13 protein-coding genes and 1 pseudogene are annotated in these 17,725 nt (G+C 56.8%); 7 read left to right on the top strand and 7 right to left on the bottom strand.

The features are described from left to right. Positions 1–55: 55 nt before the first annotated feature. The 3 genes from ACG2K1_RS12215 (at position 56) to ACG2K1_RS12205 (ending at position 1,284) form a co-directional block, all read left to right on the top strand. Positions 56–250 carry a DUF2892 domain-containing protein gene (locus tag ACG2K1_RS12215; protein WP_395429395.1) on the top strand — a complete coding sequence of 65 codons (195 nt, stop codon included), beginning with the start codon at positions 56–58 and terminating at the stop codon, positions 248–250. Then, complete coding sequence (locus ACG2K1_RS12210) at positions 247–771, top strand: rhodanese-like domain-containing protein (RefSeq protein ID WP_395429394.1); 525 nt, start codon at positions 247–249, stop codon at positions 769–771. Before ACG2K1_RS12215 ends, ACG2K1_RS12210 begins: the two co-directional genes overlap by 4 nt. Positions 772–984: 213 nt before the next feature. After that, positions 985–1,284, top strand: coding sequence for a helix-turn-helix transcriptional regulator (locus tag ACG2K1_RS12205; RefSeq protein ID WP_009426473.1), 300 nt, complete (start codon positions 985–987; stop codon positions 1,282–1,284). Positions 1,285–1,403: 119 nt separating this feature from the next. Here the strand turns inward: ACG2K1_RS12205 and ACG2K1_RS12200 are convergent, their stop codons facing one another. The 5 genes and pseudogenes from ACG2K1_RS12200 to ACG2K1_RS12180 all read right to left on the bottom strand — a co-directional run. Further along, on the bottom strand, positions 1,404–1,907 hold the full coding sequence (locus tag ACG2K1_RS12200; RefSeq protein ID WP_009426474.1) for a phosphatidylglycerophosphatase A: 504 nt from the start codon (positions 1,905–1,907) through the stop codon (positions 1,404–1,406). 311 nt (positions 1,908–2,218) lie between these two features. Then, positions 2,219–2,623 (bottom strand): murein L,D-transpeptidase, encoded by a 405-nt coding sequence (locus ACG2K1_RS12195; RefSeq protein WP_369799226.1) that lies wholly within the window; start codon positions 2,621–2,623, stop codon positions 2,219–2,221. Between the two features lie 33 nt (positions 2,624–2,656). Then, entirely contained in the window at positions 2,657–3,181 is a 525-nt protein-coding gene (locus ACG2K1_RS12190) for an outer membrane protein assembly factor BamE (protein WP_009426477.1), read from the bottom strand. A 73-nt stretch (positions 3,182–3,254) separates the two neighbouring features. Then, positions 3,255–9,416, bottom strand: coding sequence for a YadA-like family protein (locus ACG2K1_RS12185; protein WP_402839186.1), 6,162 nt, complete (start codon positions 9,414–9,416; stop codon positions 3,255–3,257). Then, positions 9,417–12,623, bottom strand: a pseudogene (locus ACG2K1_RS12180) (ESPR-type extended signal peptide-containing protein); the annotation flags it as partial. On the opposite strand from ACG2K1_RS12180, the gene ACG2K1_RS12175 reads away from it, so the two are divergent. Beyond that, positions 12,616–12,975: a hypothetical protein gene (locus ACG2K1_RS12175; RefSeq protein ID WP_402839191.1), complete on the top strand. Its 360-nt coding sequence runs from the start codon at positions 12,616–12,618 to the stop codon at positions 12,973–12,975. The pseudogene ACG2K1_RS12180 and the gene ACG2K1_RS12175 sit on opposite strands and share 8 nt — an antisense overlap. Positions 12,976–13,115: 140 nt before the next feature. Here the strand turns inward: ACG2K1_RS12175 and ACG2K1_RS12170 are convergent, their stop codons facing one another. Next, a complete protein-coding gene (locus ACG2K1_RS12170) occupies positions 13,116–14,351 on the bottom strand; it encodes a PilT/PilU family type 4a pilus ATPase (RefSeq protein ID WP_094031054.1) in 1,236 nt (411 codons plus the stop codon). Positions 14,352–14,371: 20 nt separating this feature from the next. Next, a complete protein-coding gene (locus ACG2K1_RS12165; protein ID WP_036496460.1) occupies positions 14,372–15,409 on the bottom strand; it encodes a type IV pilus twitching motility protein PilT in 1,038 nt (345 codons plus the stop codon). A gap of 130 nt (positions 15,410–15,539) precedes the next feature. Here ACG2K1_RS12165 and ACG2K1_RS12160 point away from each other — a divergent pair, with 130 nt between their 5' ends. From ACG2K1_RS12160 to dksA, 3 genes are all read left to right on the top strand, one after another. Further along, positions 15,540–16,241 (top strand): YggS family pyridoxal phosphate-dependent enzyme, encoded by a 702-nt coding sequence (locus ACG2K1_RS12160; protein ID WP_009426813.1) that lies wholly within the window; start codon positions 15,540–15,542, stop codon positions 16,239–16,241. 63 nt (positions 16,242–16,304) lie between these two features. Then, positions 16,305–17,099 (top strand): pyrroline-5-carboxylate reductase, encoded by a 795-nt coding sequence (gene proC, locus ACG2K1_RS12155; RefSeq protein WP_009426814.1) that lies wholly within the window; start codon positions 16,305–16,307, stop codon positions 17,097–17,099. Between the two features lie 186 nt (positions 17,100–17,285). Further along, on the top strand, positions 17,286–17,702 hold the full coding sequence (dksA, locus tag ACG2K1_RS12150; protein ID WP_009426816.1) for an RNA polymerase-binding protein DksA: 417 nt from the start codon (positions 17,286–17,288) through the stop codon (positions 17,700–17,702). Positions 17,703–17,725 lie beyond the last annotated feature (23 nt).

Here is a 17,725-nt window from a genome sequence, read left to right as displayed (position 1 = left end):
TATGATTCGCTTAATATATAAAATTTTTTATATCTGCAACTCAGGAGATGAAACCATGAAAAAAAACGTCGGCACGCTTGACCGCATTATCCGCATCGCATTGGGTTTGGCCTTAATCGCCGCCGCCGCCACAGGCACAATCGGCCGGTGGGGCTGGATAGGCATCGTGCCGCTGGCCACGGGGCTGATGTCGAACTGCCTTTTATACAGCCTGCTCGGCATCAACACTTGTCCGGCGGATAAAAAATGAGCACGGCGAATCTGCCGCGTATCGGCGCAAACGAAGCGGGCAAACTGGGCGGCAAAGTCTTGTTTGTCGATATCCGCAGCGCGGCCGAATACCGGCGCGAACACATCGCCGAGGCCGTCTGCATTCCTTCAGCCGAATTGGCCGCAAAACCCGATGCCGCCGCAAACGCCGATACGCTGGTGTTTTACTGCCTGTCGGGCATGCGTACCGCGCAGGCGGCGGCAACGCTGGCCGCAGCGGCAAACGGGCGCATGGCCTATATTCTGGACGGCGGTTTGCAGGCATGGAAAAAAGCCGGCCTGCAAACCGTGGCCGACCGCAGCGCGCCGCCCGACATCATGCGGCAGGTACAAATCGGCGCAGGCTCGCTGGTGTTGCTCGGCGTCATCGGCGGCGCGTTTCTCTTGCCCACGCTGTATTGGCTCTCTGCCTTTGTCGGTGCGGGGCTGCTCACGGCGGGGCTGACCGGGTTTTGCGGCATGGCCAAAATCCTGGCGCGGATGCCGTGGAATCGGCTTTGAAGCAAAGCTGGTACAATCTGTTTGCCAACCCGTTCAGACGGCCTTTCAGCCAAGCGCAAAGGCCGTCTGAAAACATTTTGATTTTATAGTGAGTCAAAATAAAAAAGATACAAGGCAGCAAGCCGAAGACAGTACAGATAGTACGTCGAGGCGCAGCAACGCCGTAGATTTTTTATTTTGGCTCACTATAAAAACACACAAACCGCGCCAAACATGAACACAGAAAATCCCCCCTACGAAGAAGCCGCCGCCTTTTTAAAACTGCTGGCCAACCCCAACCGTCTGGCCGTGTTGTGCAGCCTGCACGATGCCCCGCGCAACGTCACCGAGTTGGCCGAAGCCGTCGGCCTGCCGCAGGCCGCCATGTCCGCCCAACTCGCCCTGCTGCGCGAAGCCGGGCTGGTGGCCTGCGAAACCAAACACCGCGAGCGGCTCTATTCGATTGCCGACCCGCGCGTCGCCGCCACCATCGAGCTGCTGTATTCGTTTTTCTGCACCGATAAGGCCGTCTGAAAGAGCAGTTTGGCAAAAGGCCGTCTGAACGCCCTACTCCGCCAAACCGGCACAAAGGCTGCGGAAATAAGAAGAGGCCGTCTGAAACTTTTTTCAGACAGCCTCTTCTTATTTTTGAGTCAGGCAAACAGCCAATGCAGAATCTGTATCAGCACGATGGTGCAGACGGCGGCGACGGTGTCGTCGAGCATCACGCCCAAGCCGCCTTTGACGCGGCTGTCGGCCCATTTGACGGGCTGCGGTTTGGCGATGTCGAAAACGCGGAACAGAATAAAGGCCAGCAGCCACCAGCCGAAGCCCTGCGGCACGCAGGCAAGCACCAGCATCATGGCGGCAAATTCGTCCCAAACGATGGCGCGGTGGTCGGTCTGCCCCAATTCGCGGCTGACGGTATCGCAGATGCGCACGCCGACAGCAAACAGAATCAGCGCCAAAACCAGCAGGGCGGTGCGGCTCATGCCCATTCCCAAGAGCAGGCCGGAGACGAAAACGGCGGGCAGCGTGCCGAAGGTGCCGGGGGCTTTGCCGGCCAGGCCGGTGCCGAAGCCGAGACCGAGGATGCGCACGGGGCGGCGCATCATCCATTCCCAAGAGGGAACGGCGGGTTGTTGCGTTTGCGACATGGATTTTCCTTCCGTAAAAATGGTTTGGACAATCGGGCGTTGCGCCCGTGTGTTGCGCTGCCGAAGCGCTTGGGTTTGCCGTATCCGTTTTTGAATCGGGAAATCGGTTCTGCCGAAGCTGCGCTTTCAGACGGCCTATTGCCGTACAGGCGCGGGAAACGGGGCAGGCAGAACAGGCGGCGGCAGGGCGTGATTATAGCTTTTCACGCCATGCGCTTAAACCGTTCGGAGGCGTTCTGCGGCGTTTATCCTGTGGTTTGATGATTTGGAGCAAAAGAAAACGGGGCTTGCGCCCCGTTATTCGGAATCTGTCAGATGACTTCCAGCACGAAATACTGTTTCAGTTTTTCGTATACCTCGTCGCTGACGTTGATGCAGCCGTTGGTCATGATGCGGTCGGCAGCCACAGGCGATTGGATGCGCTCCAAGCGGCGTTCGGACGGTTTGAGCGTCCAAACGCGGTGCAGGGCGAACAGAAAATCCTTTTCCTGCTTGAAACCGATGATGTCGCCGCCGTAGCCGCGCTTGTCGGTTTTGTAGATTTTCATGTCGAACACGCCTTTCGGCGTGGTTTTGCCGACCAGAACGGGATGGCATTGGCCGTTGTCGGCAAAGCACAATTCGGCTTTGGCGGTATCGACCACGACTTTGCGGCTCTGCTTGAAAGCATCAATGCTGCCAGAAGCGGAAGCGGCAACGCTTCCTCCCAGCAGCATCACAAACCATAAGGTTTTCAGCATACAACCCGTTTATTGGCGGATTTTCTTGGCCGGAGCGGCCACTACTTCGCGGATGATGACCTGCGGCTCGGCTTTGGGCGGCTCGGGCTGCGGCGGCGGGCAGACCGCGCCTTGCGGGAATACGGGATTCCAGTGGAAGCTGCGGGCGAATTTGTGTTTGTCGAAAATCACTTTGTACTGGCAGGTGGTGATGCCGTCCACGCCGGAAGTGTTGTCGGGATCGGCCGGCACGCCCGGAGTGTAGAAGTGGAACAGGTAATCCCATTCGCGCACGCCGTACATGCCTTCGTCGTAGTGCGGGCGGCCGAGGATTTTGTAGATGTCGTCTTTGGTCAGGCCGGGGCGCATTTTGTCCAGCTCGTCATAGGTGGGGAAAGTGCCCCGGTCTTTGTTGAAGGTGAGGGAATAGGGTTTGGGGAACACGGGGTTGTCGGTCGTGCCCTCGGCGGTGATTTTGCTTTTGGTGGCGCAGGCGGCCAGGAGGCAGGCGGCGGCCAGTGCCGCGCCCGTTTTCAGAAATTGTGTGTTTTTCATGTTTCAAATCCTTTAAGTTTGGTTTTCAGACGGCCTCTATTATAAAAGAGGCCGTCTGAAAACGTTTACGACATTACCACTGGTAGCCTACGGCAGCGGTGCCGCCGACATGGCCGCGCGAGTTGCCGGTTACGGTGCCTTTGATGATCCAGTTTCCGCCGTCGGAAATGCTGGAATAGCCGATGGCGTAACCGCTTTCGCCGCGATACACGCTGCCGCCGACGGCCATCATGCTCTTGCCGGGCAGATAAGCCTGGGGCAGGCCGGCCACCGCCATCGCCGCAGCTGTTCCGGCTTTGGAGTCGGCCGCCACATCGTCAATTTTCTGGTTCAACTGGTTGCCCATGTTGACCACTTGGTTGTTGATGTTTTGGTTGATGGCCTGGTTGGTGTAATAGAGCTGGCTGCCGTTGATGGCGTCGGTGCTGGTGGCGGAAATCACGCCTGCGGCCACGCCCTGAATCTGGCGGGTTTCGCTTGCGTTGCCGACGCTGACGATGCCGACTGTGTCGCTCACGCCCGCAACATTGGCGTCGTTCGCACCCAGGTAGGTGTAGTTGCTGCTGCCGGATACGGCTTTGTGTACGCCGGTGGTTGCGTCGGTGGTTGCGCCGGTTTGCGAGAAACTGCCCGAATTGTTGCCCAAGAACGCGGAGTTGGCTTTGGTGGCGGTAACGTTGTTGCCCAAGACAAAGGTGTTGTCTGTGGCGACGGTGTTGTTGTTACCGACGCTGTAGCTGTTGGCTCCGTTGATGATGCTCGGGTCGCCGAATGCGCCGGAATTCGCTCCCGATACTTTGTTGCCCGTACCGATGGAGATGGAATTCGCGCCGGTCGCCTGCGCGCCTTTGCCGATGGCGATGCCGTTCTGGCCGGAAGCCACAGACTGGCTGCCCATCGCTACGGCATCCACACCGTTGCCTTTGGCCTGGTAGCCGATAGCAACGGCGTATTTGCCGGCCGCGCTGGAATCCTCGGTGTTGGTGGCCTGGTCAATCTGCGTCTGTCCGTCATTCACATGGAAGAACTTGATGCCTTGTTCGTTCATGTTTTTGATGGCGGAAATAACCGAGTTGTTGACGTACTCTTTTTGTCCGGAAACGTTGTAGGTTTTCAGGGCAACTTTGCCGGCGGGGGTCAGCTTGCCGGTGTTGTCGACATACTGGTTGTTGTCGCCGCCGAGGGTTTTGCTGTAATTGTTGGAAATATTGGTTACGTTGTTTTCAACCTGGGTCAGGTCGCCAACGGTCGCCGCATTGTTCCATTCGGCCGCCTTGCTGCCTTCGGCTTTGATCTGGGCGACGGTTCTGCCGTTCAAACCGCTGGCAACATTGGTAATCTGCTTGCCGCCATTGCTCAGACCGTTTGCGGTCAGGTTCACGGTGTTGTTCGGATTACCGGTGGTCGGCGATTTGATGGTAACGCCGCCGTTGTTCACGGTGGTGTTGCCGGCGGTAACGCTGTCCACGTTCAGATCGCGTTTGAGGGCGACATTCACACCCGAAGCGTCGGCTTTGGTGGTGATGTTGCTGTCGCCGGTTACGGCTACCTGGCTGCCCAGTTTTTTCACGCCGGTTGTGCCGGTGTCGCCGGTGAAGGTCAGGCCTTTGGTGTCCAGCGCGTCTTTCGCGACCGCACCTTTGGCGATGTCGGCTTTGGTTTTGGCCGACAGATCCACGGCGTAGTCGGTTACGTTGTTGGCGTTTTTCTTGCCTTTGGTAACGGTGAGGGCGGTAGAGCCGGCCGAAACGCTCGCGCCGTCGGCATTCACGGTGTAAATGCTTTGGCCGTTGCTGCCTTTGGTTTCCACAACGCTGGCAATATTGGTGCCGGCTTTGACTTCGGTTTTCGCCGCTTTCACCTGGCCGACGTTGGCTGCATCGGTGTTGTTCACACCGGCGGCAACGTTGGTGATGGCTTTGTTGCCGGCGTTGATGCCTTTGGCAGAAAGCGATACGCCGCCCGCAGTGAAGCTATTGGCTTTCAGATCGTTGGCGGTGGCCACTTTGTAAGTGGTGCTGCCGTCTTTGTTCTGAGTCGGGGTAACGACAATGTTGCTGCCCGCTTCAACTTTGTTGGCCGCTTTCGCTGCCGCCTGGTTCAACTGGGAAACGTTGACTGCATCGGTATCGGCTGTGCCCGGCGCAACATTGGTGATTCTGTTGCCGCCGTTGTTGAGGCCGTTTGAAGTCAGGCTCACCGGTTTCTTGCCCGCAGCTTTCGGCGTGATGGTAACGCCGTTGCCGCCAATGGCGGTTACGTCGCCCGCCGCGTTGGCAAATTCGGCACTGGTCAGGCCTTTGAGCTCTTTGGCCAGTTTGACGTTCAACCCGTCTGTGCCGTTGGCTACTACGCCGATGTTGTTGTCGCTCAGTTTGGAAGCGTCGGTTACTCCGCCTTTGACGTTCACGGTGCTGCCCAGTTTGCGTTCGACGTTCGTGCCGCTGTCTCCCGCAAAGGTCAGCGGGCTGGTGGCCGCTGTGTTCAGGGCACTCAGGGCGTCGCCTACGTTGTTGTAGGCTTTGGTTTTGCCGTCAGACGGTTTGCCGTCCACAAGGGTGTAGCTCGGTGCGGTGAAGTTGCCGTCTTTGTCGATGGACGAGCCGCCGCCCAGTGCCGATGCCGCGCCTTTGAGCTGGCTGACGTTCACTGCGTCGGTGTCGGCTACGCCTTTGGCGACGTTTTTGAGCTGTACGGGTTTGCCGCTGTCTTTGCCGACGAGGCTGACGGTGTTGGTCGGGTCGGTGCTGGCTTTGCCGCTGTTGTCGACGTACTGCATCGGGGTGTCGAAGCTGACTTTGGTTACGCCGTCTTTGCTTTCGACTTTGGCGACTGTGCCTTGGCCGTTGGCGAAGTTGACGGTGTCGCCGTGGGTTACGAAGTCTTTCGCTACGCCGTTGCCTTGGACGGTGAAGCCTGCGTTGAGTACGTCGTTGACGGTGGCGGCGTTGTTGCCTTTGCCGTCTTTGGTCAGGTCGGAACGGGCACCGTCTGTCGGTGTGCTGACCGCTTTGCCGTTGGCTGCGTCTTTGAGGTTGTCTTTGACGTTGGCGAGGGTCATCGGGGCGGTGGTGCTGCCGGCGGCGTTGTTCATGGAGGCGATGACGTCGGCGGGTTTGATTTCGTTGCCGCCGGTTTGCGCGTCGTAGAATTTGTTGCCGCGTTTGTAGGCTTTGCTGCCGTCGGTTTTGGTGTAGACGACGGGCTGGGCAATGCTGTCGGCAATGCTGGCGCTGTCTACGCCTACGGTTACGGTGTGTTTGCCGTTTTCGGTTTTGGCCGTTACTTTGGCCGCACCGGTGCCGACAAATTCGACTTCGCCTGCGTTTTTAACCTGGCCGCTGAATGCCTGGCTTTCGTTGCCGGTGGTTTTGTCGGAGCTGACTACCCAGCCCATGTTGGCCAGATCGCCTGCGGTGGCCGCGCTGGCTTTCTGGTCGGCACTCAGGTTGGAGAGGTCGAGCAGTCCGGCTGTTTTGGGCGCGGTCGCAGGGTAGAGGTTCAGTGCGGAACCTACGCCGGTAACGGTGTTGCCGCCGTTGTTGAGGCCGTTTGAAGTCAGGCTCACCGGTTTCTTGCCCGCAGCTTTCGGCGTGATGGTAACGCCGTTGCCGCCAATGGCGGTTACGTCGCCCGCCGCGTTGGCAAATTCGGCACTGGTCAGGCCTTTGAGCTCTTTGGCCAGTTTGACGTTCAACCCGTCTGTGCCGTTGGCTACTACGCCGATGTTGTTGTCGCTCAGTTTGGAAGCGTCGGTTACTCCGCCTTTGACGTTCACGGTGCTGCCCAGTTTGCGTTCGACGTTCGTGCCGCTGTCTCCCGCAAAGGTCAGCGGGCTGGTGGCCGCTGTGTTCAGGGCACTCAGGGCGTCGCCTACGTTGTTGTAGGCTTTGGTTTTGCCGTCAGACGGTTTGCCGTCCACAAGGGTGTAGCTCGGTGCGGTGAAGTTGCCGTCTTTGTCGATGGACGAGCCGCCGCCCAGTGCCGATGCCGCGCCTTTGAGCTGGCTGACGTTCACTGCGTCGGTGTCGGCTACGCCTTTGGCGACGTTTTTGAGCTGTACGGGTTTGCCGCTGTCTTTGCCGACGAGGCTGACGGTGTTGGTCGGGTCGGTGCTGGCTTTGCCGCTGTTGTCGACGTACTGCATCGGGGTGTCGAAGCTGACTTTGGTTACGCCGTCTTTGCTTTCGACTTTGGCGACTGTGCCTTGGCCGTTGGCGAAGTTGACGGTGTCGCCGTGGGTTACGAAGTCTTTCGCTACGCCGTTGCCTTGGACGGTGAAGCCTGCGTTGAGTACGTCGTTGACGGTGGCGGCGTTGTTGCCTTTGCCGTCTTTGGTCAGGTCGGAACGGGCACCGTCTGTCGGTGTGCTGACCGCTTTGCCGTTGGCTGCGTCTTTGAGGTTGTCTTTGACGTTGGCGAGGGTCATCGGGGCGGTGGTGCTGCCGGCGGCGTTGTTCATGGAGGCGATGACGTCGGCGGGTTTGATTTCGTTGCCGCCGGTTTGCGCGTCGTAGAATTTGTTGCCGCGTTTGTAGGCTTTGCTGCCGTCGGTTTTGGTGTAGACGACGGGCTGGGCAATGCTGTCGGCAATGCTGGCGCTGTCTACGCCTACGGTTACGGTGTGTTTGCCGTTTTCGGTTTTGGCCGTTACTTTGGCCGCACCGGTGCCGACAAATTCGACTTCGCCTGCGTTTTTAACCTGGCCGCTGAATGCCTGGCTTTCGTTGCCGGTGGTTTTGTCGGAGCTGACTACCCAGCCCATGTTGGCCAGATCGCCTGCGGTGGCCGCGCTGGCTTTCTGGTCGGCACTCAGGTTGGAGAGGTCGAGCAGTCCGGCTGTTTTGGGCGCGGTCGCAGGGTAGAGGTTCAGTGCGGAACCTACGCCGGTAACGGTGTTGCCGCCGTTGTTGAGGCCGTTTGAAGTCAGGCTCACCGGTTTCTTGCCCGCAGCTTTCGGCGTGATGGTAACGCCGTTGCCGCCAATGGCGGTTACGTCGCCCGCCGCGTTGGCAAATTCGGCACTGGTCAGGCCTTTGAGCTCTTTGGCCAGTTTGACGTTCAACCCGTCTGTGCCGTTGGCTACTACGCCGATGTTGTTGTCGCTCAGTTTGGAAGCGTCGGTTACTCCGCCTTTGACGTTCACGGTGCTGCCCAGTTTGCGTTCGACGTTCGTGCCGCTGTCTCCCGCAAAGGTCAGCGGGCTGGTGGCCGCTGTGTTCAGGGCACTCAGGGCGTCGCCTACGTTGTTGTAGGCTTTGGTTTTGCCGTCAGACGGTTTGCCGTCCACAAGGGTGTAGCTCGGTGCGGTGAAGTTGCCGTCTTTGTCGATGGACGAGCCGCCGCCCAGTGCCGATGCCGCGCCTTTGAGCTGGCTGACGTTCACTGCGTCGGTGTCGGCTACGCCTTTGGCGACGTTTTTGAGCTGTACGGGTTTGCCGCTGTCTTTGCCGACGAGGCTGACGGTGTTGGTCGGGTCGGTGCTGGCTTTGCCGCTGTTGTCGACGTACTGCATCGGGGTGTCGAAGCTGACTTTGGTTACGCCGTCTTTGCTTTCGACTTTGGCGACTGTGCCTTGGCCGTTGGCGAAGTTGACGGTGTCGCCGTGGGTTACGAAGTCTTTCGCTACGCCGTTGCCTTGGACGGTGAAGCCTGCGTTGAGTACGTCGTTGACGGTGGCGGCGTTGTTGCCTTTGTTACCTGCTGCCAAGGTAGCACGATCGTTACCGTTCGGATTGCCGGTGGCATTGCTCGTATCGGCAAGATTGCCCTTCACGTTAGCCAATGTGGTCGGTGCAGTGGTATTGCCTGCTGCATTCTGCATGCTGGCAATCACGTCGCCGGTGGCTACTTGGTTACCTGCGCCGTTAGGTGCATCGTAGAAGTTGCCATCCGTGTGTTTGTACACTTTGTTGCCGTTGGCATCGGTGTATACCACCGGAGTTTGGGCATTCTGCACTACGGTTTGGGCATCCAATGCGTAAGTGTAAGTCTGGTCACCGTTGGTAGCGTCCACATCCTGTTTAACAGTCAAACCGTTACCGGCAGCAAAGGTAACTTTTTGACCGGGTTTAACGGTAGTGGCAGTAGCCGTAGTACCGCTAGCCAGTCTGCCGCCGGCAGTGGCTTGGAAGCCGCTGTTGTTGATGGCGTTGGCAATGTCGCCCGCTGTGGCCAGTTTGCCTGCGTCGGCTGCGGCCGGCGGAGTAACTTTGCCATCGTTGGCTACGGTCAACGGAGTAGTGGATACGGCTTGCGTAGTAATTTGACTCGCCACAGCTTTCAACTGAGCAACGTTTACTACATCAGTATCTTCCTTACCTGCAGCTACCCCCGTAATCTGACGAGTAATATTATTTGCAACATCGCCTACAGATACTGCTGCTTCAGTAGAAGTCCAAGTAGCATTATTTTTAGCTGTAACTGCATTCAGCGGATCAGCTCCTTCCACACCAGCAGCGGTAGAAGCAACGGACTTATTACCCACAGCAACAGCACCATTTACGGTTGCTTTGGTGTCCGAACCTAAAGCTACAGTCTTAGCAACTGTCCGAGGAGTTGCAGCAGTAGCATCATTCGCACGGGTGCCAATGGCAATATTGTCATCGCCATCCAAGTGGCGTGCAGCAGTCCAACCAATCACGGTATTATGCTGACCCTTCGATTCCAAACCAGCTTGTTCACCAATACCAATACTGGCATTACCTACATAGCCATTCATGGCTTGGGTGCCTACTGCAACATTGTTGTTACCATTGCTATTGATTGCTGCAGAATCGCCAATCGCAATAGTGCGAATATTATTGCTCGCACCCTTACCTGCATTAAGACCAATAGATACACTATTCACAGCACCAGCCTCAGCGCCATGCCCTGCAGCAAAAGAACTGGCTCCAGCTGCCTTACTATCATTACCCACAGCAACCGAATTATTACCTTCTGCCGCTGCCGCTGCACCAACAGCTGTAGCAGAAGAACCAGTTGCTTTGGCTGCATGGCCAATTGCTGTTGTACTGCTATTGGTTATTGCTTTAGCACCTAAACCCAATGCCGTTGCACCCCAAGTCTCGGCTTCAGCACTGCTACCAATTGCCGTAGCGCCAGCGCCAGTCGCCTTGGTATATACACCCACAGCTGTTGCGGAATCTTGGCTGCCTCTGGCACCATCCCCTAAAGCAACAGAAGATTTACCAGTTGCATGGGAATCTTGACCAGCAGCTAAAGAATTTTGACCAAAAGCTTCTGATTTTTGTCCGAATGCAGCAGCATTAGTGCCTTTGGCAGCACTATCCGCACCCACAGCCACTGAGCCAACACCAGTAACTGTACCTGAGTCAGCAGTAGCTGTGCCTACATCAACAGAAGCATTAGTACCAATTGCAATCGAATTATCTGTCTTAGCAGAGGCATTCACGCCAGCTGCCAGTGCTTTATCACCAGTGGCACCATCATTATTGTAGTTACCATCTGTAGATCCACTACCTTTAACACTGTAGTAGTGCGTAGCTGAAGACGAAGAAGAGGCAGTAATCTGATTCGCTACAGCTTTCAATTGAGCAACGTTCACCGCATCAGAATCTTCTGTACCAGCAGCCACATTAATGATTTGACGAGTAGCATTCTGTGTACCTACTGATACTGCACCCAACTCACCTTTTACTGTTGCCGTAATATTGTTTTGGTCAGCATTGGAAGCTGACGCAAGTGCATAAACCTGATTGTTAGCCACGGTAGGTGCTGCATTAGCCTGAACTTTAGTCGCATCGATAGCGGCACGAGTAGCCTGAGAAGTATGACCTAATGCAACCGAACCAGCTGCCGCTACAACGGTAGAACTATTTGCACCAATGGCTACACTATTATTACCTGCAGTATTGGCACTGGAACCAATAGAGATATTATTTTCTTGAGAAGCCACTGCAGCAGCACCAATAGCCATAGAGGCTTTACCACTAGAACGTGCATTAGAACCGATGGCTACCGCCTGCTCCTCTTCCGCACGGCTAGCGCCAAGAGTAACTGCTTGACGACCTGCTGCATAAGCAGAATCACCAATTGCAACCGCACCCTCGGAATTTGACTGGCCAACAACAGATTTTGCTGCGACTTCAGCGCTACCAACCGCAACAGAGCTAGCGCCAGCCGCTTTAGCATTAATACCCGCTGCCAAAGCTTTATTACCTGTTGCTCCATCATTATTGTAGTTATTGTCAGTATTTGCGCCATTTACATGATAGAAGTGAATGCCATTACCGCCAGCAGCTGTAATTTGCTCTTGCAAACCTTTAGCTACATGAAACAACTGACTACCGTTAATGGCATCAGTACTAGCTGCAGTAATAGCACCTGGCGCAACGTGTTTGATTTGGCGTTCGAAACCGGCCGCACCAACTGAAACTTGGTCACCGGGAACCACTTTGCCGCTACCAGCAAACGGGCTAGTCCCACCACCGTAGGTGATTGCACCAATTGTGGCTGATGACACATCAGTAGCGTTTGTTGCAGTTGTACTACCTGCACCCAAGGCAACAGCATTGGCCAATGTAGCATTTGCCCCTACGCCGAGCGCAGCCGAATAATCACCCGTGGCATGGGATTTCGTACCTACTGCCGTTGCCAAATCTGCCGCCTTGGCAGAAACACCCACGGCAACCCCTGCTTGGCCGGTAGATGTGCCGATATAGCGATTATTAGGCGTGAAATTAACTAAGTTCTGACCCGTTAACTCCCGATATTTTTTTGCCAGTGCCGTATCATTATACGCATCATTATTCGCGGATGGAGAAGTCACCCGCTGTGTTGTGGAAGCAACCGAATCCAAATCATCGCCACCAATTGCAACCGAAGAATCTCCGGTCGAACGGGTATTCGCACCCAGTGCCACAGACTGATCGCCTGTTGCCTGGGCATCATAACCAAAAGCAATGGACTGTGTTTTGGAAGCTACAGACTCAGCACCAAACGCAATTGTCTGCAAACCACCTGATCTTGCTGTCTTACCAATCGCGATGTTATTCATCGTTTTATCAGGCTGAGATGCTATCCGAGGATAAGTTGCCGAGTTGGTTTCTGTGGATGCGCCGTACCCCAACGCAATTGAGTTCTCTCCATCGGCCTTAGCATTCCAACCAGCAGCTATAGATGTCTTACCTGTAGCTTTAGCACCACCATTCCCCGCAGTACTATTACTTGGGCTAATAGCAATAGTCCATTGAGCAGATCCATTCTCAATGCGAGCATTATCTGCCATTGCGGTCTGCGACATAAAGGCAGCTGCAACAGAAGCAGAAATCGTCAATACTTTCTTATTCAGAGAAATGCCGTCCACCACAGCAGCAACCATGCTGCTGCGCCCGGACTTGCCATGCGCCTTGGCTGTTTCTTGCACAGCCACCCAAGTGTTGGTCGTTTCGTTGTAAACGGTACGATAGATCTTGTTCATTTTGACTTCCTTTTTGTTAAAACTTTTCTGCCGCCAATACCTGCCGTGTTTTGCCACGGCGGCAGCGGCTGCATCGCAACCAAACTTTGCTGCAAATTTCGTGCCATTGCACTTTTCCTGCCCACCTCCGTTTGAAAATTTCTTTCGGCTCATGCCCAAAGGGTTTTCAGACGGCCTTTTTTCTTGTTGCGCCCCGTTTGCGGAGGTTTGGCACGATATGACGTTTTCCGGCCGGATTTCGCAGATTTTCGGATTTGTTCCCGCCTGTGTTTCACGGATACAGCAAACGGGCTGGCCGAGCTTATATGCATATTCCAAACCTTTTGCAACCTTTTCCGATAAAAAAGCGTAACAATGTTACTAACGGTGGTGAGTTTGTTGTTTTCCCGCCTGTATCGGTTAAGAGGCCGTCTGAAAGCAGGTTTTCAGACGGCCTCTGTTTACACAAAAAAGACGGCCTGCGCGGGGCAGGCCGTCTGAAAAGCATCCGTGTCAGATGAGGTTGAGGTCGCTGACGCGGTCGAAGATGTGGTCGGGCTTGTTGCCTTCTTCGTAGAGCTGGATGCGCAGGCGCAGGTCGTTGGCGGAGTCGGCCTGGCGGATGGCTTCGTCGTAGTCGATGGTGCCGGCGACATAGAGGTCGAACAAGTGCTGGTCGAAGGTTTGCATGCCGTCGCCTTGGCCGCGCGTCATCAGTTCTTTGATGCCCATCAAATCGCCTTTGAATACCAAATCCTGCACGGCGGGGGTGTTGATCATCAAATCGACGATGGCGGTGCGGCCTTTGCCGCCTTTTTTGACGACGAGACGTTGGCCGATGATGCCGACGAGGTTCATCGCCAAGTCGATGAGCACCTGTTTGTGCCGCTCTTCGGGGTACAGGTTCATGATACGCTCGATGGTTTGGTTGGCGGTGGTGGCGTGGATGGTGAAGATGCAGAGGTGGCCGGTTTGCGCCAGTTGCAGGGCGTATTCCATACTTTCGATGCCGCGCACCTCGCCGACGCAGACGACGTCGGGCGCCTGACGCATGGCGCTTTGTACGGCCACTTCCCAGCTGGATGTGTCGATGCCGACTTCGCGCTGGGTGATGATGGAGCGGCGGGGGACGTGCAGATACTCGATGGGGTCTTCGATGGTGATGATGTGGCCGGGCAGGTTGCGGTTGCGGTGGTCGAGCATGGCGGCCATGGAGGTGGATTTACCGGAGCCGGTCGCACCCGCCAGGATGAGCAGGCCGCGTTTCTGCATGACGAGTTCTTTGAGTTTGAGCGGCAGGGCGAGGTCTTCCACGGAGGGGATTTCGGTGTTGATGCGGCGCATGACGAGGCCGCAGCGGCCTTGTTCGTGGTAGGAATTGACACGGTAGCGCACGTTGCCCTTGGATTGCACGGAATAGTTGATTTCGTGGTTGCGCAGGTATTCCTCGCGCTGGGCGGTGTTCATGGTGGAGGCGACGATTTTTTCGGTGTCGGCCGCAGTCAGCGCGGGCAGCGGCACAGGAATGAGGTTGCCGTCGATTTTTACCGAAGGCGGGAAGCCCGAGCTGATGAAAATATCGGATGCGCCGCGTTTTTCGGCTTCTTCGCACATGCGCGCCAGAATAGGATGCAGGTGCTGGCCGATGGCGGCAGGGCTTTCCTGATCGATGTGCGGGTTGTCGCTGCCCGAATAGTCGGACACGATTTCGCTCAGCAGGCCGTCGAGGTTTTGCGGGATGTCGCTCATGTTTTTTCTCCGTTATCCGTTTACATAAAGTCGGCGTTTTGCGCTTTGGCGCGGGCGGTTTCTTGGGAAATGACGCCGGTGCGCACCAGAGCCTGCAATGACTGGTCGAGCGTCTGCATGCCGTATTGCTGGCCGGTTTGCAGCGCCGAGCCGATTTGGGCGATTTTGTTTTCGCGGATCAGGTTGCGCACGGCGGCGGTGGAAATCAGGATTTCGTGCGCGGCGACGCGTCCCTGGCCGTCGCGGGTTTTGAGCAGGGTTTGCGAAATCACGGCGCGCAGCGATTCGGACAGCATGGAGCGCACCATTTCTTTTTCGCCTGCGGGGAATACGTCGACGATACGGTCGACGGTTTTGGCCGCGCCGGTGGTGTGCAGGGTGCCGAATACCAAGTGGCCGGTTTCGGCGGCGGTGAGCGCGAGGCCGATGGTTTCGGGGTCGCGCATCTCGCCCACAAGAATCACGTCCGGGTCTTCACGCAGGGCGGAGCGTAGGGCGTTGGCGAAGCTGTGGGTGTGTTCGTGCAGCTCGCGCTGGTTGATCAGACATTTTTTGCTCTCGTGCACAAACTCGATCGGGTCTTCGATGGTGAGGATGTGCGAGGAGTGGGTTTCGTTGATATAGTTGATCATCGCCGCCAGCGTGGTGGATTTGCCCGAACCGGTCGGGCCGGTTACCAGCACGAGGCCGCGCGGGTTTTCCGAGATTTTTTGGAAAATGCGCGGCGCTTTTAAATCTTCCAGTGTCAGCACTTTGCTGGGAATGGTACGGAACACGGCGGCCGGGCCGCGGTTGGTGTTGAACGCGTTGACACGGAAGCGGGCGACGTTGGGCAGCTCGAAGGAAAAGTCGGTTTCCAGGTTTTGCTGGTAGTTTTTGCGCTGCAAATCGTTCATCACGGAAGTGATCATGTGGCCGACTTCCTCGGCATTCATTTCCGGCAGGTTGATGCGGCGCACGTCGCCGTGCACGCGGATCATCGGCGGCAGGCCGGCGGAGAGGTGTAAGTCGGATGCTTTGTTTTTCACGCCGAACGCGAGTAGGTCGGTAATCTGCATAATGTGGCCTTTGTCTTTTTCAGTTACAATTTCTTGCAAAAAATAACGCTGCATTTTAAATAAGAACGCCGCTTTATTCCATGCAAATCTGCGGAAATTTCAAAAAAACTTCCAAATCAACCATCTAATCATGTCAACCCTGCAACAGAACTATGTAAAGACCGTGCGGCGGCTTGCCGAAGCGGCGCAGCGCGCGCAGAGGCCGTCTGAAAGCGTGCATCTGGTGGCCGTGTCCAAAACCTTTCCCGCCGCCGACATCCGCGAAGTGTATGCCGCAGGTCAGCGCGATTTCGGCGAAAACTACATACAGGAATGGTTTGGCAAAACCGAAGAGCTGGCCGGTTTGCCCGATATTGTCTGGCACCTTATCGGCGACGTGCAGTCGAACAAAACGCGGCAGGTGGCCGAGCGCGCCCACTGGGTGCACACCATAGGCCGTCTGAAAACCGCGCGCCGTTTGAGCGGACAGAGGCCGTCTGAAATGCCGCCTTTGCAGGTGTGCATCGAAGTGAATATTGCAGGCGAAGCGGCCAAACACGGCGTGCCGCCCGAAGAGGCGGTTGCGCTGGCTGTTGAGGTGGCCAAGCTGCCCAATATCAAAGTGCGCGGCTTGATGTGTGTGGCCGAGGCGGGCGCGGACGAAGAGGTTTTGAAAAAACAGTTTGACACCATGCGCGGGCTGCTGGCCGATTTGAACGCGGCGGGCGTGGCGGCGGACGTGTTGTCGATGGGGATGTCGGGCGATATGGAAACCGCCGTTGCCTGCGGCGCAACCCATGTCCGCATCGGCAGCGCGATATTCGGGCGGCGGGAATATCCGCAGGCCGTCTGAAACCCTTTTCAGACGGCCTCAACGGCACCTAAGCAGATACGCTTAACCATAAAGGAGTAAAACATGAACATCTATTTTCTCGGCGGCGGCAATATGGCTTCCGCCATCGCCGGCGGGCTGGTGAAACAGGGCGGATACCGCGTCCACCTTGCCGACCGCAGCCAAGAGACGCGCGAGCGTTTGGCGGCAGAGCTCGGCGCAAGCGTGTCTGAGAGCCTGCCCGACTTGGGCGCGGACGACGTTTTGGTGCTGGCTGTCAAACCTCAGGATATGCAGGCCGCCTGCGCGGGCGTGAACACGGGCGGCGCGCTGGTGTTGTCGGTGGCTGCGGGCTTGGGCATCGACACCCTGTCGGCCTGGCTCGGCGGCACGCGGCGCATCGTGCGCGTGATGCCCAACACGCCGGCCAAAATCGGCATGGGCATCTCCGGCCTGTTTTCAGACGGCCTGCCGCAGGCAGACAGGGACACCGCCGAACGCATCATGAACAGCGTCGGCCAAACCGTATGGCTCGAGAGCGAAGACGGCATGCACCGCATCACCGGCATCAGCGGCAGCGGCCCGGCCTATGTCTTCTATCTGCTCGAAGCCCTGCAAACCGCCGCCGAACAGCAGGGTTTCAGCCGCGAAGACGCAAAAAAACTCAGCCTTGCCACCTTCCGGGGCGCAGTGGCGCTGGCGGCGCAGACGGGCGAAGATTTTTCGCTATTGCGGCAAAACGTCACCTCCAAAGGCGGCACCACCCACGAAGCCGTCGAAACCTTCAAAGAGCGCCATGTCGCCGAATCCATTGCCGCAGGCGTCGAAGCCTGTGTCGAACGTTCGCGCGAACTGGCGCGGCAGTTTGAGGCCGTCTGAAATCTGAAAACGGCTGCAAACCTGTTCCGTAAAAATGTAAGCGAAACGAAAAACGGCGGAGCGCCGTTTGTTTCATGCTATGATGCGCAACCCGTTTTCGACGGGTTGCTTTTTTTTTCAGCACGACGTGCCGCAGCACACTGAAAACACGGCACTTTCCGAAGAACAATCAGCACGAGAAGCAAAATGGCCAAACTGACCGAACAAGACATCATCAACTGGAACGGCCCGGAAGATGACTATATGAACGAAGACCAGCTCGCGTTTTTCCGCGAACTGCTCGTCAAACAGCAGGACGAACTGATCGACAACGCAAGCGACACCGCCGCCGAACTGAAAAAGCACGAAACCGCCCCCGATCCCGCCGACCGCGCCACGCAGGAAGAGGAATACGCCCTCGAATTGCGCACCCGCGACCGCGAACGCAAGCTCCTGAACAAAATCCAAGCCTCGCTGCGCCTGATCGACGAAGGCGAATACGGCTACTGTCAGGACACGGGCGAACCCATCGGCCTCAAACGCCTGCTTGCCCGCCCCACCGCCACCCTGTCCGTCGAAGCGCAGGAGCGGCGCGAACGCATGAAAAAACAGTTCGCCGACTGATTCCCTCCGATAAAGGCCGTCTG

Origin of the sequence: Neisseria sp. 23W00296, from assembly GCF_044772855.1 — a bacterium.
Taxonomy (GTDB): domain Bacteria; phylum Pseudomonadota; class Gammaproteobacteria; order Burkholderiales; family Neisseriaceae; genus Neisseria.
This window is presented reverse-complemented; position numbering and strand designations above follow the sequence as displayed.

Excerpts from the sequence above, each read along its gene's own strand:
- ACG2K1_RS12215 (WP_395429395.1), top strand. The coding sequence starts at position 56 with ATGAAAAAAAACGTCGGCACGCTTGACCGCATTATCCGCATCGCATTG.
- ACG2K1_RS12210 (WP_395429394.1), top strand. The coding sequence starts at position 247 with ATGAGCACGGCGAATCTGCCGCGTATCGGCGCAAACGAAGCGGGCAAA.
- ACG2K1_RS12205 (WP_009426473.1), top strand. The coding sequence starts at position 985 with ATGAACACAGAAAATCCCCCCTACGAAGAAGCCGCCGCCTTTTTAAAA.
- ACG2K1_RS12200 (WP_009426474.1), bottom strand. The coding sequence starts at position 1,907 with ATGTCGCAAACGCAACAACCCGCCGTTCCCTCTTGGGAATGGATGATG.
- ACG2K1_RS12195 (WP_369799226.1), bottom strand. The coding sequence starts at position 2,623 with ATGCTGCTGGGAGGAAGCGTTGCCGCTTCCGCTTCTGGCAGCATTGAT.
- ACG2K1_RS12190 (WP_009426477.1), bottom strand. The coding sequence starts at position 3,181 with ATGAAAAACACACAATTTCTGAAAACGGGCGCGGCACTGGCCGCCGCC.
- ACG2K1_RS12170 (WP_094031054.1), bottom strand. The coding sequence starts at position 14,351 with ATGAGCGACATCCCGCAAAACCTCGACGGCCTGCTGAGCGAAATCGTG.
- ACG2K1_RS12165 (WP_036496460.1), bottom strand. The coding sequence starts at position 15,409 with ATGCAGATTACCGACCTACTCGCGTTCGGCGTGAAAAACAAAGCATCC.
- ACG2K1_RS12160 (WP_009426813.1), top strand. The coding sequence starts at position 15,540 with ATGTCAACCCTGCAACAGAACTATGTAAAGACCGTGCGGCGGCTTGCC.
- proC (WP_009426814.1), top strand. The coding sequence starts at position 16,305 with ATGAACATCTATTTTCTCGGCGGCGGCAATATGGCTTCCGCCATCGCC.
- dksA (WP_009426816.1), top strand. The coding sequence starts at position 17,286 with ATGGCCAAACTGACCGAACAAGACATCATCAACTGGAACGGCCCGGAA.